The sequence below is a fragment of the Nocardia sp. NRRL WC-3656 genome (genome assembly GCF_000720265.1).
In the GTDB taxonomy this organism is placed as follows: Bacteria; Actinomycetota; Actinomycetes; order Mycobacteriales; family Mycobacteriaceae; genus Nocardia; species Nocardia nova.
In genome coordinates this window covers 187,220-201,017 of sequence record NZ_JOJF01000003.1, presented here as the reverse complement: position 1 = coordinate 201,017, position 13,798 = coordinate 187,220, and the positions used below count along the sequence as shown (strand labels likewise).

The window sequence follows — 13,798 nt, the reverse complement described above, 5'->3', positions numbered from 1 at the left end:
CGATCAGAGGATCGGTCGGCCGCCGGTGACGGCGAGCCGCGCGCCGGAGATGTAGCTGCCGTCGTCGGAGGCCAGCAGTACATAGGAGGCGGCGAGCTCGGCGGGCTGCCCGGCCCGCCCGAGCGGGACGTCGTCGCCGAAGTTGCGCACCTTCTCCACCGGCATGGTGGACGGGATCAGCGGCGTCCAGATAGGGCCGGGCGCCACGCTGTTGACGCGAATTCCCTTCTCCCCCAACATCTGCGCGAGACTGGCGCAGAAGTTGGCGATCGCCGCCTTGGTGGCGGCGTAGGGCGCCAGCGTCGGTGAGGGCATATCGGAGTTCACCGAGGAACTGCCGATGATCGAGCCGCCCGCCGGCATATGCGGGACGGCCGCCTTCACCAGATGGAACAGCGCGCCGACATTGAGCTTGAACGTGTAATCCCATTCCTCGCCGGAGATCTCGTCGAGGCTTTCGTGCGTCATCTGATACGCGGCATTGCTGACCAGCACGTCGATCTTGCCGAATTCGGTTGCGGCGCGGTCGATGACGGCCTTGCAGTGTTCGGGATCGGAGAGGTCGCCCGGTACCGCGACCGCCTTGCGGCCCGCCTGCTCCACCAGCGTGACGACCTGCTGCGCGTCCTCGTGCTCGTCGAGGTAGGAGATCAGCACATCGGCGCCCTCGCGCGCGAAGGCGATGGCCACGGCCCGGCCGATTCCGCTGTCGGCGCCGGTGATCACCGCTGACTTTCCGGTGAGCTTGCCCGATCCCTGATAGCTGCCCTCCCCGCAGTCCGGTCGCGGAGACATCCGCTGCTGCACCCCGGGGACCTGTTGCTGCTGCTCCGGAAAACCCATCACGATCTCCTGTCGACGTGGCGGCGGTGGAAGCCCCGCGCTTGCGCGGAGCCTCAGCACTCGCGCTACCCGCGACCACGGCGGGCAAACCGGCGCCACACTCAGGGGGCGATCAGCCGCCGGGCCGCGAGAACGGTGGCCGCGCGCCGGTCCTCGGCATCGTCGTCGTGCAGGGCGTGGACCGCGGAGGTGCGGGCGAGATCGGTCAGCAGGGTCAGCAGCGTCAGCGGATGGAAGGTGCCGGTGATCACCCCGGCGCGCTGACCGCGGCGGATCTCGGCGATCTTGGGTGCGACCGCGCGGCGGATCGCCTCGTCGGCGCCCGGGATGTCGGTGCGTTCGATCTCCGCCCACGCCTGCAGGCGGGCATTGTCGGGGTTTCGCAGATAGTGATCGAAAAGCCTGCCGACATAGGACGGCAGATCGCCCGCGTCCAGGGCGGTCTCGGCGGTGGTCTCGGTCGCCCACTGCTCGGTCACCGCAGCGTAGAGATCGTCCTTGCCGGCGAAATAGGCGTACAGGCGATCCTTGCTGGCATTGGCCGCCTCCGCGATCCGGTTGATCCGGGCTCCGGCCACGCCGTAGCGGGCGAACTCCGCCTTGGCCGCGGCAAGGATTCGCTCCCTGGTGGCATGGCCTGCTGCGCGCATGCCGCGGATCCTATCTTGCCGAACCAGCTGGTTCGGGTGTAGGTTGCCGAACCAGCTGGTTCGGGAAACTGTGGAGGACGCGATGACCGGGACGACCGAACGCTGGCGCGAGCTGGCGGCGCAATCGAGCGGGGTAACGACGGACGAGCTGGACCGGCTGTGGGCCGACCTCGCCGTGGTACGCGCCGAGGACATCCTCGGCGAATGGAAAGGCGCCGCCTTCCGCACCGGACATCCGCTGTGCCGCGCACTCGACAAGAGCGGCTGGTACGGCAAGACCTTCCATTCGACGATGGATGCCGAACCGCTGATCTGCCGCGCCGAGGACGGCACGCTGTTCTCCGATGTCGAATTGGGCGGCGGCAAGGCCACGCTGTGGAATATCGAATTCCGCGGCGAGGTCACCGCGACCATGGTCTACGACGGCCGCGCGGTGTTCGACCACTTCAAGCGCCTCGACGACAACACGCTGATGGGCATCATGAACGGCCGCCCCGAATTGGTGCTGGCCGGCGGCGAATTCTTCTACTTCCTGCTCGAGCGGGTCTGAGCCGTGCCGCTGACCACTGCCGCGCTGTCGCGTGATCCGCGGGCTCCGTTCAGCCTCGAATCCGTCGCGATCGACGAGCCGCGCACCGACGAGATCCTGGTCCGGATCGAGGCGTCGGGCATCTGCCACACCGATCTGGTCTCCCGCGCCGCCGGCGCGTCCGACCGTCCGGTGCTGCTCGGCCACGAGGGCGCGGGTGTGGTGGAGGCCGTCGGCGCCGAGGTGACGGGTGTGCGGCCCGGCGACCGGGTGGTGCTGACCTTCCGGCACTGCGGGAGCTGCCGCAACTGCCGTCTCGGCCGGCTGCCGTACTGTGCGCGATCCACCGCGTTGAACCAGTTCGGCGGCCGTGCCGACCGCTCGCCCCGCATCACCGTCGACGGCACGCGCGTGCGCGACGGCTTCTTCGGGCAGTCGAGTTTCGCCGGGTACGCGCTGAGCACCGCGGACAACACGATCGTCGTCCCCGCCGACACCGATCCGGTCGTCGCCGCCGCGCTGGGCTGCGGTTTCCAGACCGGCGCGGGCGCGATCCTGAATGTGCTCGCCCCCGAACCGGATTCGCAGATCCTGATCTACGGCGCGGGTGCGGTCGGCATGGCCGGGCTCCTGGCCGCGCGGACACTGCCCGGCACCACGGTGCTGGTCGTCGAACCCTCGGCCGATCGCCGTGCGCTCGCCCTCGAACTCGGCGCGGCCGCCGCGCTGGACCCGGCCGACGCCGAGACCGCCGCCACGATCGCCGAACTCACCGGCGGCGGCGCCACCCATGCCCTCGACACCACCGGCCGCCCGGAGGTGCTCGCCGCGGCGGTGGCGGCCCTGGCCACCGGTGGCGCGGTGGCGGTGGTCGGCCTCGGCATCGGCGTCCCGCAGCTCGACATGCGCGAGATCGTGTTGGGCGGCAAGACCATTCACGGCTGCCTGGAAGGCGACGCCGTGCCGCAGCGGTTCATCCCGCAGTTGCTCCAGCTCTACACGGCCGGGCGGCTACCGCTCGACCGGCTGGTCCGGTCCTACCCGTCCACCGAGATCGGCACCGCCCTGGCCGACCACCACGCGGGACGCGTCGTCAAACCCGTTCTGACCTGGTAACCCGCGACGCGGCGCCGCACGCACTCGGCGCCACCACCGAGTGATCCGTGTACGAGCGCGTGGCGCGGGTATGGCGTCAGCGTTGCCCACCGAGACCACGAGGAGGTCGCAGCATGACAACAGTCACCGAATCGGTCGATGTGCACGTACCGGTAAACACCGCCTACAACCAGTGGACCCAGTTCGAATCGTTCCCGCAGTTCATGCAGGGCGTCGAGCGGGTCGAGCAGCGCGACGACACGCACACCCACTGGACGGTGCACGTCGCCGGCGCGACGCGCGAATTCGACGCGAAGATCACCGAGCAGCACCCCGACGAGCGGGTGTCGTGGACCTCGGAGGCCGGCCCCCGGCATGCGGGCGTGATCACCTTCCACCGGCTCGACGAGGACACCACGCGCGTCACCGCGCAGATGGATATCGATCCGGACGGGTTCGTGGAGAACGTCGCCGACAAGCTCGGCATACTCGATCGCCGCGTCAAGGGTGACCTCGAGCGATTCCGCGACTTCATCGAAGCGCGCCAACAGGATCCGGTGCGTGGCGCGGGGACGTCGACCGGCCCCAGCCGTAGCGAGTGCCCGTGACCTCGCCCGCCCCCGGTGGTTCGACGCCGCTCGACGCCGAGCCGGTCGATGCCGTGATCATCGGCGGCGGGCACAACGGCCTGGTGAGCGCCGCGCTGCTCGCCGATCACGGCTGGGATGTGGCGGTGCTGGAAGCCCAGGACACCGCCGGGGGCGCCGTGCGCAGTGCCGAGCTGGTGCCCGGCTACCGGATGGATCTGTTCAGCGCGTTCTATCCGATGGCCGGCGCCTCGCCGGCGCTGCGCGACCTCGGTCTGGACGATCACGGATTGCGGTGGAGCCGAGCACCCATCGTGTACGGCCACCCGTCGAGCCCCGAGGATACGGATGCCGCCGTCGTGCATCCGGACGCCGACGCCACCGCCGAGGCGCTGGCTCGGCGCGATCCCCGCGACGGCCGCACCTGGCTGCGGCTGGTCGAGCAGTGGCGGCAGGTGCGCGAACATCTGCTCGGCTCGTTCCTCGGCCCGTTCCCGCCCGTACGCGGCGCGGCCGGGTTGTGGCGCGATCTCGGCTCCGCCGAACTGTTCCGCTATCTGCGGTTCCTGATCCTGCCGGTCGGGCGGATGGTCGACGAACTGTTCCACGACGAGGCCGCCAAATTGCTGATCTTGGGCAACGCGATGCATGCCGATGTCCCGGTGGACGCCCCCGGCAGCGGTGTCTACGGCTATCTGCTGACCATGCTCGCCCAGGACGGCGGATTTCCGGTTCCGGTGGGCGGCGCCGGGGCGCTGAGTGCGGCCCTGGTCCACCGCGCCGAATCGGCGGGGGCCCGGGTGCACTGCGGCCGGCCGGTGGACCGCGTCCTCATCCGTGACGGACGCGCCGCCGGGGTGATCACCGCCGCCGGCCAGGTGGTGCGGGCACGCAAGGCGGTCATCGCCGACATCGACGCGCCGACGCTCTACACCCGGCTGCTCGCCGACGCGGATCTGCCGCAACGGCTGCGCGCGGATCTCGAACGATTCACCTGGGACGCGCCGACCGTCAAGGTGAATTACGCACTCTCCGAACCGATTCCGTGGCGATCGAAGCAACTGCGGGCGGCGGGCACGGTGCATCTGGGCGCCGACCGGGCAGGGCTGGCGCGGTGGACCACCGATATCGGCACCGGCGTGGTCCCACACACGCCGTTCATGCTGTTCGGTCAGATGACCACGGCCGATCCCAGCCGGTCGGCGCCCGGCACCGAATCGGCGTGGGCCTACACCCACCTGCCGCGCGGGGTCACCGACGACGCCTCGGCCGACCTGCTGGCCGAACGGGTAGACGCCGTGCTCGAGGCCCACGCCCCCGGCTTCGGCAGCCGGATTCACGCACGAATCGTGCAGCGGCCCAGCGATTTGCACGGCGCCGACGGCAATCTCGTCGGCGGCGCGGTCAACGGCGGCACCTCCCAACTGCACCAGCAGTTGGTGTTCCGCCCGGTTCCCGGGCTCGGCCGCCCCGAGACCGTGGTGCCGGGACTGTATCTGGGCTCGGCGTCGGCACATCCGGGCGGCGGCGTGCACGGCACCTGCGGCGCCAACGCCGCCCGCGCCGCCCTGGCCGATTCCCGGCCCACCGGATGGCCGCGGCGAAAGTTGTTGTCCCGCTTGCACAACGCCCTCTACGACACCGACCGCTGACCGGACGGAGACAGCTGTGGACCTGTCGATCACCTTCGTCGGCAACGCGACGACGCTGCTGTCCTTCGGCGAGATCACGGTGCTGACCGACCCGAACTTCCTGCACCGCAACCAGCACGCCTATCTGGGTTACGGGCTGATCTCCCGGCGGCTGCCCGCCGGGCCGCGACTGCCCTTCGGACTCACCGTCACGATGGACGGGGCGCAGGGAACCGGACTGGTGGACCTGCTGCGACTGCCGCGTGCGGTGCCGGTGCACTACGACGACTACACCGTCTTCGCCTCCCCGCTCGGCGAATTCCGGGACCGGATGGGCCGGCGAGGCTGGGCCGACCGGATCGTGGAGATCCCGCGCGGCGAAACCGTCGTGCTGTGAGCGCCATCGGCACGTGTACGACGCGCCGCGCTGGGCATCCGGCCTGCAAATACCCGGCGAACAGGAGCACATCATGAGATCACCGCATCGTCTGCTGGTCACCACCGCCGCCGCGATCGGCCTCGGGCTGGGCGCGACCGCGGTCGGCGCGGCCCAACCGGCCGCGTTGTCGGCACAGGACAGTGATTTTCTCGTCGCCGTCCACCAGGGCAATATGACCGAGATGCTGTCGGGAGCCGGCGCGGCGGCCATGGGTACGTGTCAGCAGGTCCGCGATCTCGGTCCCGTTCTGGTCGCCGACCACACCCGGCTGGAGGCGATGGGCGCCGCGGTCGCGATACCGAACGGCGTCGCCCTGCCGCTGATGCCGACCGCCGACCAGTCGCAGCAGATGCGCGACACGGCGATGAAGACCGGGCGTGACTACGACCTGGCCTGGCTGCACATGCAGGAAGGATTCCACGTCCAGACGCTGCAGGCGGGCGCCACCGAGACCGCGCAGGGCAGCAGCCCGCAGGTCACGGCGCTGGCACAGAACGCGGCGCCCGTAGTTCAACACCATCTGGACATGATTCGCGACGCGTTGGCGGTGTGCTGATGGGCGAGGTCACGATGGGAGTTCCCGGCTCGGCCGAGCAGGTGTTCGCCGTGCTGGCCGACGGCTGGTCCTACGGCCACTGGGTGGTGGGGTCCACCCATATGCGCGACGTTGACCAGGACTGGCCGCGGATCGGCTCCCGGATTCATCACAGCGTCGGCGCCTGGCCGCTGATGGCTCAGCAGGCCACCCGGGTGGTGGCCGTGGATCCACCCAACAGCATCGAACTGGAGGCGGAGTTGTGGCCGCTGGGAGTGGCGTGGATCCGGCTGGCGATGACGCCGATCGACGCCGACACCACCGAGGTGAGCATGAGCGAGGAGGTGATTCGCGGGCCGGGCCGGCTCATCCCCGACGTGTTGCAGACCCTGGCCCTCAAGCCCCGCAACAAGCAGTCGCTGGCGCGCCTCTGTGACCTGGTGGCCTCCCATTACGTGGACACCCGCAAGTTCGACACCCATCGGCCCGGGACCCTCACGCCCGACAACCCGGAGCCGTAGTCACCGGCGTCCGAGTCACCGGCGTTCATCCCCCGGCCGATGGTCCGGCCGCTGATCCTGGTGTGTCGGGCGGCCCGGGCGAAACCGCATCGGATCGGGATTCAGCGGCGGGCTGCCGCCGGAGGTGTGCTCGCGCAAACCGGCGGCAAGCTCCGTCGCCACATCGACCGCGGAATGCACCGGGCGCCAATCGAGTTCACGCCGCGCCCGCTCCGCGCGGACCAGACAGGCCCGGTCGGCCAGATTCAGCCAGGAAGGGTGCAACGGGAGCAGTCCGACTCGCCAGCCCGCGAAGGCGGCGGCGCTCAGCACCGGGCGGGGGACGGGCAGCCGGAATCCGCCGAATATCTCGGTCAGCGTAGGTGGGGTGAGCACGGGTTCGGCGGCCAGGTCGAACGCACCGGTGGCCCGCCGCACCAGGATGGCCCGGATCGCCGCGGCCACATCCTCGGCGTGCACGAGCTGCAGGCGAAGCCGCGGCCACAGCGGCACCGGCAACCACGGGCGCCCGACCGGAGAACGCGGCAGCCAGGGCCCGAGCAGCCAGTCGCCCAGTTCCGCGGCCGCGTCGGGTTGGGCGATGCCGCACGGCCGGATCCGGGCGAGACCGACCGCCGGTCGTTCACCGGCGAACGCGTCCAGCCGCCGTTCCAGTTCGGCCTTGCCCCGACTGTAGGCACCGCCGGGTACGCCGTCGCGGGGCTGCTGCTCGTCGACGCGGGTCCAGCGTGGCGCGGGCGAATAGGCCGCCACCGACGACGCGACCGTCAGATGCGCTACGCCGCTGTCGGCCACCGCGCCCAGCACGTGGTCGGTGCCGGTCCGGTTGGTGCGTTCCAGCGGCGGGTCGCTGCGGCGCGGATGCACCGCCCAGGCCAGGTGCACCACCGCGTCCGCCCCGTCGAATGCCGCCGCCAGCGTGGGACGGGCCGCGGGATCTCCGATATCGCAGGCGAGCCAGCGTGCGCGCGCATACGGTTCCCGGTCGGCGGGCGGTGGCCGCCGGGCGATCGCGACGACCTCGGCGTCGGGCAGCGCCCGCAACAGTGCCGTGCCGACATTGCCGCTCGCGCCCGTGATCGCGATACGCATACGCACCCCTCCCCTATACCGGACAGCCGTCCGCGGTCGCCTCGGCCAGTTCGTCCACCACATCGGCGATCGCTCCGCGCCGGCGCAACGCGGCCGACTGCCGCCGGGCTCCGTTGCCGCGGGCCGTCACCGCGGCGATCGTCTCGGTCACGAACTGCTCCTCCTCGAGTTCTCGCAAGGCCGGGGTGACATGGTCGACGAGCCGGGCCAGCCGGATGCGGGCCGGTTCCACCCGGCCGTCCAGCGGATCGACGGCGTCGCCGTCGAGTCCTTCGCGCGCGGACTTCCAGTAGGCGGCACGCAGGGTGGCGGCCGGTACCGCGGGCGCCCGCCGGCCGCGGCGCACCTCCGCACGGCCGACCACCGCCGCGGCACGCACCAGGCTCGCCAGCAACGCCGATTCCTCGGCCGTCACGGGAACGTCGCTGATGCGGATCTCCAGCGTCGGGAAATGCGTGGAGCGGCGAATATCCCAATAGACCATGCCGGTATCGAGAATGCTGCCGCAGGTCAGCATCATGTCGACCGCGGCGTCGTAGTCGGCGCAGGATTGAAAATACGGTGGCGGGCCGGCACTTGGCCAGCGCCGCCACAGCACATTGCGCCAACTCGCGTATCCGGTGTCGGTGCCGCGGTAGACCGCGGAATTGGCTGTGAGCGAAAGGAATACCGGCAGCCAGGGCCGCAGATGATTGCTGATCTGCACCGCGGTCTCCGGATCGTCCACCGAGACGTGCACATGGCAGCCGCACAGCCCCTGTTCGTGCGCGAGCATGCCGAAATGCTTCTCGATGCGGCGATAACGCGGCGTATCGGTGACCGGATAGGCGTCGGGCACGGTCGGCGGCACTCCGGTCGCGAGCAGTCGGGCGGTGTTGCCGGCCGCGGCGCGCACCACGGCGGCGCGCAACTGCCGCAACTCCCGCAGCAGGTCGTCCGCGCGCGTATGCACCGAACTACTGGTTTCCACTTGACAACTGGTCAACTCCAACTGCAGATCGATACCGGCGTCGCATGCCGACCGCGCGACCTCGCAGTTCTTCGGGACCGGCGCTCCGGAAACGGGATCGACCAGCAGGAACTCCTCCTCGACCCCGAAGGTCACATCGGCGGCATCCATCGGCTCACCCGCCCGGCACACTCCATGGCTCGGAGATGCCCGGCGACCGGACCCGCAAACGCATTCCGGGGCGGATCGAGGTTTCACTCGGCGGGTGCGGGTAGCCCGCCGCATGTGACCATTTCAGGACTACGAGAGTTGAGCGAGCACCCAGGGCCTTTCGCATCGGTCTACATCGAGACCGTCCTCGACGCCGTCGAGCGCGGTCTGTCGGATCCACCGCCGGGGCGCGCGGGACAGGCCGTCATCGCCGACGCCGACGGCGTCCTGCTCACCGCGGCGCTGCCGGAGCCGCCCGCTCGCGCGACCGTGCGACTGTCGGACATGCCGTATCTGCTGCCGCTGCTGCAGGTGCGCCCGCCGGCCGTCGCGCACGTCGTCGCGGTGGTCGACGATCGCGGCGCCGATCTGTACGCGGTCGACGGCGACGGTCACCGCACCGATCGCCGGACGAGGGGGCGCATCATACGGAGCACAAGGTGCACGGTGGCGGGTGGTCGCATCGCTCGATGCAGAGCCGGGTCGAGGAGACGGTGCGCCGGACCATCGATGCCACCGCCGACGAAGCGCTGCCGCCGGCCGCGCTCGCGGCCGGCGCCGACATCGTGACCATCGATCGAGATCCCGTTCCGACCGACGGCGTCGCTGCCCTGCTCCGACACCGGTGATCCGCGAAAGGAGAGGACGATGGACCGAGGAAACACCAAACACGGTGCGCGCGAGGACGATCAACTGCGGCACGAACTACAGGGGACCTTGCGCGGCAACCGTTCCAGCCGCGCCGAGGAGTGGCGCGATCCCGAACCACCCGCCGACGACGACCCCGAGCTCACACCCCCGCACACCACGACGCCGGAGGGCGCCGAGCACGACCGGACCGGCGAGGTCGACTGATCGCGTGCACCTCGAATCGGCCATCACTGCGCCGGTTACGGCCGAGCGGGCGGGGTACTTCTCCCGTACCGAGAACGATCCGCACGTAGCGCCCTATTCGTCAACGGCGACGGATACCCGCAATTCGGTCCCGCACAACGGAGTGCACCGATGCGAGGCGTACGACGGATCGTCTCTCCGGACGGGGCGGTAGTCACAGCAGGCCCTCACAGCAGGCATGGAGACTGCCGCGGCGGCCGGCACCGACCTCACGGACGGTGCCGGCCGATTTCTCCGATGATGTTGTGCCAAAAGATTTTCCGTGAGGTCGTCCCACCCGAACCGGGTGGTGACGCATGCGTGGGGCGATGCGTGGCGTACGGGCGGTATCCGCGCTCGCGCCCGCGCGCCGCCCCACATTGCGCGCCCCGGACGAGACCCACGATCCGGCCGGGCTGGTCGTCGAGTTCCGGAGTCACCGGCCCGTCGTCGAATTCCCTCTGTTCGACCGACATCTCGCGCCCTCCCTCCGGCCCGCGCCATGGCGATATGAGCGCGAGTACCCGAGCCGGAAGGAAGAAAAACCGCGAATTCGATTGAGCTCGATAAAGTTTCGGTCAAGGACCGGACACGTCAGGCCAGGGAGACGATCAGCGCGATCGCGACGGCGACGAACACCAGCACGATCGCCGCGACGATGACGATCAGCATCGCCCCGCTGGCCGGGAAATGGTGACGGGTGCTCGGCTCGGGCGCCGAGAGGCCCGAGGTCTGTGCCGTATCCGGCGGGGTGGAACCGGGGGCTACGCCACCACCGGGTTCCAGGTCCGGAGTCTTGGCCGGGTCCGGATCCATTGCAGACATGTTCGGCGTCCTGTCCGGGGCGAAGCGCCCCTGATCGTCGTCGGCTCTCACTGCAGCCCATACCCCGCACCGCCGCGGACAACCACGCCGGTACGGGGAAATCGGGCGAAACCTAGGCCGGTGGCGGGGTCGGCGACCGACGGCCGCGATCGCGACGCACAGGTATGTGTTCGCCCTGTCCGGGTAGGCGGGAGATATGACCGACACACCTCCCCTCGCCCCGGTGACCGGCGCGTCCAGCGGTATCGGGTTCGAGCGCGCCAGACAATTCACCGAACGCGGTTACGAGGTGGTCATCGCCGCCGAGGACGCCGCGATCGACGTGGCCGCCGAATCGCCGCGCCGTTCCGGCGCGCGCGTGCGGCCGCTGCGCATCGACCTGCACAGCACCAACGGACCGGAGCAGCTCTACGCCACCGCCACCGAGGACGGCCGCGTCCTCGACGCGGTGGCCTTCCGCTGATCGTGGACCGCTACGCCGCCGTCGACCTGCCCCGCACCACCACCGCGGCCGGGGCGGCACTGCTGCTCGGTCTGGGCGGGGTGCATCTGTACGTGCTGCTGCGCGAGGCGGGGCTGCCGAACTACCTGCGGGTGGGTTTCGGATTCCTGATCGCCTGCTGCGTCGTCGCCGCGGCGCTGGTGTGCGGGTCCCGCACCGCACGCGCGGGCTGGGCCCTGGGCGGGCTCGTCTGCCTCGCGTTCCTGGTCGTTTATGTGGTCAGCAGGCTCGCCGGGCTCCCCGGCCTGCCTGAGGTCCGAGGCTGGTGGGACAGCGCTCCGGGCAGCGTGGCCGGAGTCTGCGCACTGACTTTCCTGGCGGTGATCACCGCGATCGTGCTGGGTATCACCGTGGCGCATCCGCGGGGACAGCACTGGCACGACTGAACGGAACGGGGTGAAACACGATGACCACCTTGGATTTTCCGGCCTGGTTGCGCATCGAACATTGGCTGAATGTGCTGTTTCTGACCTTCGCGATGCGCAGCGGTGTGGAGATCCTGTCGAGCTACCCGAAACTCTTCTGGCGCGACGACAGCAAACCCGGCACCGAATGGGCGCGATTCACCCGCAAACGGATGCCGACCGACAAGCTCTACGACACTCTCGACGAGGAGGAGAGCTACCCCTCCCTGATCGCGCTGCCCGGCCACAAGAAATTGGGCCTCGGCAGACATTGGCATTTCGCGACGGTCGCCGGCTGGATACTCGTCGGCCTCGCCTACTACATCCTGCTGTTCGCGACCGGCCAGTGGCGGCGCTACATCCCGACCTCGTGGTCGCTGTTTCCCGCGGCCTGGCACGACATCGTGACGTACATGAGTTTCAATTTGCCGCCGCTGCTGCCGGGACAGCCGTTCGACGCGGTGCAGAAACTCGCCTACGCCGGCGTGATCTTCGTGCTCGCCCCGTTCCAGATACTCACCGGCGCAGCGCAATCACCGGCCATGGAGGCGCGCTTTCCATGGTTCGTGCGCATGTTCGGCGGCCGGCAGTCGGCGCGCAGCCTGCATTTCCTGGGTCTGCTGGCCTTCGCGGTGTTCATCGTCATCCACGTGTCGATGGTGTTCTTCTGGAGCTGGGGCCAGCTCAGCGCCTTGATGATCTTCGGACAGGTGCGCAATATCAATTGGGCGATCGCGCTGTCGTTCGTGATCGTCGGCGCGATCGTGCTGCTGCATATCGCGGCCACGGTGTGGAGCCTGCGCGACCCGCGATCGGTGCAGCGCGTGCTGGGTGCCTTCGTGCGCCGGCTGCGGTTGGGCCTGCTCCGGCCGCTGACACCTCGACAGGACTACTCGACCCGCGCCCTCTCGCCGGAACATCGGGTGAACGGCAAACCGCCCACGGCACTGCCGTACAAGGTGATGGCCGCGCACAATTTCGCGGATTGGCGCCTGGACGTCGGCGGTCTGGTCGAGCACCCGATGCACCTGAGCCTGGACGATCTGCGCGCGCTCGGCGAACCGCAGACCCAGCGGGTGCTGCACAACTGCGTACAGGGCTGGTCGAGTATCGGCGAGTGGACCGGACTGCCGCTGCGCGAACTCGTCGCCCGGGCCGGCCCGTTGCCGGACGCGAAGTATCTGTGCTTCCTCACCATGCAGGACACCGGTCGCGACGATCCGAGCGCCGACGGCGTCGGCCAGTTCTACGAGGTACTGGATCTGGAGCTGGCCGATAGCCCGCAGACGCTGCTCGCCTATCGCATGAACGGCGAGCCGCTACCCATCGAACACGGTGCGCCGCTTCGGCTTCGGGTGGAGAACCAGGTCGGTTTCAAGATGGCGAAATGGATCGACCGGATCGAATTCGTCTCCGACTACTCCCATATCGGCCGCGGGATGGGCGGCTGGCGGGAGGACAACATCTACTACGACAAGGACGTCGAGATATGACGACGCAGCAGACGACGACCCCGCCGCGGCGACCGGAGAACATCGAACTGACCGAACGGCAACGCGATCGCGTCCTGGCCTACCTCGACCGACGGCGCGCACGCTGCCCGGCCTGTGGCGCAACGGATTTCCGTGTCGGCGATGCGCTGTATCTGGGGTTCCTGTTTCTCGACGAGGAACTCGACTCCTATATGGTCGCGCTGACCTGCGCGAATCCCGCATGTCCGGTGCCGCACACCGGAATCCGGATGCGCCGCGCTCAGCTGTGGCTGGAACCGGTGGCCTAGCGGGCGGGCTCGGACCGGCCGCCCGTTCGCGCCGGGGCCAGCCGGAAGCGCTCGATCGTCGCGGCGGCCGCGGCGAATTCGCCGGCCAGCCGGTCGAACCGGTCCCGGTCGGCCGCGGACAGGGCGTCACGTTCGCGGTAGTACACCACGCGCGGCAGCCGTCCCGACATCATCGCACCCCACCGGATGCCGAAGTCGTAGACGACGCCGTCCGCCGCGGTCAGATCCGGGTCGGCGGCCAACTCTCGCAATCCCCGCAGCTGCTCACTCAAGATGTCCAGATCCTCACCGACATCCACTGTGCCGGCACGGGTTTCGGCCACGACGATACCT

At 69.6% G+C, this 13,798-nt stretch carries 18 protein-coding genes and 2 pseudogenes; 13 read left to right on the top strand and 7 right to left on the bottom strand.

The window, feature by feature from the left end; translation table 11 throughout:
* Window positions 1–3: 3 nt before the first annotated feature.
* Together IG65_RS0106130 and IG65_RS0106125 are read right to left on the bottom strand one after the other, a co-directional pair.
* The gene (locus IG65_RS0106130) at window positions 4–843 is read right to left on the bottom strand and encodes a glucose 1-dehydrogenase (protein ID WP_030513845.1); all 840 of its coding nucleotides are present in this window, start codon (window positions 841–843) and stop codon (window positions 4–6) included.
* 101 nt (window positions 844–944) lie between these two features.
* A complete protein-coding gene (locus tag IG65_RS0106125; protein ID WP_030513844.1) occupies window positions 945–1,493 on the bottom strand; it encodes a TetR family transcriptional regulator in 549 nt (182 codons plus the stop codon).
* Between the two features lie 82 nt (window positions 1,494–1,575).
* Between IG65_RS0106125 and IG65_RS0106120 the strand changes: the two genes are divergently transcribed.
* From IG65_RS0106120 to IG65_RS0106090, 7 genes and pseudogenes are all read left to right on the top strand, one after another.
* Window positions 1,576–2,043 carry a DUF4334 domain-containing protein gene (locus IG65_RS0106120; protein ID WP_030513843.1) on the top strand — a complete coding sequence of 156 codons (468 nt, stop codon included), beginning with the start codon at window positions 1,576–1,578 and terminating at the stop codon, window positions 2,041–2,043.
* A gap of 3 nt (window positions 2,044–2,046) precedes the next feature.
* Window positions 2,047–3,138 (top strand): NAD(P)-dependent alcohol dehydrogenase, encoded by a 1,092-nt coding sequence (locus tag IG65_RS0106115; protein ID WP_030513842.1) that lies wholly within the window; start codon window positions 2,047–2,049, stop codon window positions 3,136–3,138.
* Window positions 3,139–3,251: 113 nt separating this feature from the next.
* A pseudogene (locus IG65_RS34435) lies at window positions 3,252–3,712 on the top strand (SRPBCC family protein).
* Window positions 3,713–3,721: 9 nt separating this feature from the next.
* Window positions 3,722–5,356 carry an NAD(P)/FAD-dependent oxidoreductase gene (locus tag IG65_RS0106105; protein ID WP_051755434.1) on the top strand — a complete coding sequence of 545 codons (1,635 nt, stop codon included), beginning with the start codon at window positions 3,722–3,724 and terminating at the stop codon, window positions 5,354–5,356.
* A 16-nt stretch (window positions 5,357–5,372) separates the two neighbouring features.
* Entirely contained in the window at window positions 5,373–5,732 is a 360-nt protein-coding gene (locus IG65_RS0106100; RefSeq protein WP_030513840.1) for a hypothetical protein, read from the top strand.
* Between the two features lie 73 nt (window positions 5,733–5,805).
* Window positions 5,806–6,330, top strand: coding sequence for a DUF4142 domain-containing protein (locus tag IG65_RS0106095; protein ID WP_146098665.1), 525 nt, complete (start codon window positions 5,806–5,808; stop codon window positions 6,328–6,330).
* Window positions 6,330–6,830 (top strand): SRPBCC family protein, encoded by a 501-nt coding sequence (locus tag IG65_RS0106090; protein WP_051755494.1) that lies wholly within the window; start codon window positions 6,330–6,332, stop codon window positions 6,828–6,830. The genes IG65_RS0106095 and IG65_RS0106090 overlap by 1 nt, the downstream gene beginning before the upstream one ends.
* 15 nt (window positions 6,831–6,845) lie before the next feature.
* On the opposite strand, the gene IG65_RS0106085 is transcribed toward IG65_RS0106090, so the two are convergent.
* From IG65_RS0106085 to IG65_RS38935, 3 genes are all read right to left on the bottom strand, one after another.
* Complete coding sequence (locus IG65_RS0106085; protein ID WP_030513837.1) at window positions 6,846–7,922, bottom strand: NAD-dependent epimerase/dehydratase family protein; 1,077 nt, start codon at window positions 7,920–7,922, stop codon at window positions 6,846–6,848.
* Window positions 7,923–7,935: 13 nt separating this feature from the next.
* Complete coding sequence (locus IG65_RS0106080; protein WP_030513836.1) at window positions 7,936–9,042, bottom strand: glutamate--cysteine ligase; 1,107 nt, start codon at window positions 9,040–9,042, stop codon at window positions 7,936–7,938.
* 129 nt (window positions 9,043–9,171) lie between these two features.
* A complete protein-coding gene (locus IG65_RS38935) occupies window positions 9,172–9,477 on the bottom strand; it encodes a hypothetical protein (RefSeq protein ID WP_030513835.1) in 306 nt (101 codons plus the stop codon).
* Between the two features lie 38 nt (window positions 9,478–9,515).
* Between IG65_RS38935 and IG65_RS38930 the strand changes: the two are divergent.
* Together IG65_RS38930 and IG65_RS34430 are read left to right on the top strand one after the other, a co-directional pair.
* Window positions 9,516–9,710: pseudogene (locus tag IG65_RS38930) on the top strand (hypothetical protein); the annotation flags it as partial.
* A 19-nt stretch (window positions 9,711–9,729) separates the two neighbouring features.
* A complete protein-coding gene (locus tag IG65_RS34430; protein WP_036523450.1) occupies window positions 9,730–9,936 on the top strand; it encodes a hypothetical protein in 207 nt (68 codons plus the stop codon).
* Window positions 9,937–10,548: 612 nt separating this feature from the next.
* Here the strand turns inward: IG65_RS34430 and IG65_RS0106055 are convergent.
* A complete protein-coding gene (locus tag IG65_RS0106055) occupies window positions 10,549–10,779 on the bottom strand; it encodes a DUF6480 family protein (RefSeq protein ID WP_030513833.1) in 231 nt (76 codons plus the stop codon).
* A gap of 196 nt (window positions 10,780–10,975) precedes the next feature.
* Between IG65_RS0106055 and IG65_RS36690 the strand changes: the two genes are divergently transcribed.
* Genes IG65_RS36690 through IG65_RS0106035 form a run of 4 tightly spaced genes read left to right on the top strand, consistent with a single transcriptional unit; the run spans window position 10,976 to window position 13,465 of the window.
* Window positions 10,976–11,242, top strand: coding sequence for an SDR family NAD(P)-dependent oxidoreductase (locus IG65_RS36690; protein WP_030513832.1), 267 nt, complete (start codon window positions 10,976–10,978; stop codon window positions 11,240–11,242).
* A gap of 2 nt (window positions 11,243–11,244) precedes the next feature.
* Window positions 11,245–11,667 (top strand): hypothetical protein, encoded by a 423-nt coding sequence (locus tag IG65_RS0106045; RefSeq protein ID WP_030513831.1) that lies wholly within the window; start codon window positions 11,245–11,247, stop codon window positions 11,665–11,667.
* 20 nt (window positions 11,668–11,687) lie between these two features.
* Window positions 11,688–13,178 carry a molybdopterin-dependent oxidoreductase gene (locus IG65_RS0106040; RefSeq protein WP_030513830.1) on the top strand — a complete coding sequence of 497 codons (1,491 nt, stop codon included), beginning with the start codon at window positions 11,688–11,690 and terminating at the stop codon, window positions 13,176–13,178.
* Complete coding sequence (locus tag IG65_RS0106035; RefSeq protein WP_030513829.1) at window positions 13,175–13,465, top strand: hypothetical protein; 291 nt, start codon at window positions 13,175–13,177, stop codon at window positions 13,463–13,465. The genes IG65_RS0106040 and IG65_RS0106035 overlap by 4 nt, the downstream gene beginning before the upstream one ends.
* Here IG65_RS0106035 and IG65_RS35735 read toward each other — a convergent pair.
* Window positions 13,462–13,788, bottom strand: coding sequence for a hypothetical protein (locus IG65_RS35735; protein ID WP_051755430.1), 327 nt, complete (start codon window positions 13,786–13,788; stop codon window positions 13,462–13,464). The two genes, IG65_RS0106035 and IG65_RS35735, sit on opposite strands and share 4 nt — an antisense overlap.
* Between the last annotated feature and the right edge of the window lie 10 nt (window positions 13,789–13,798).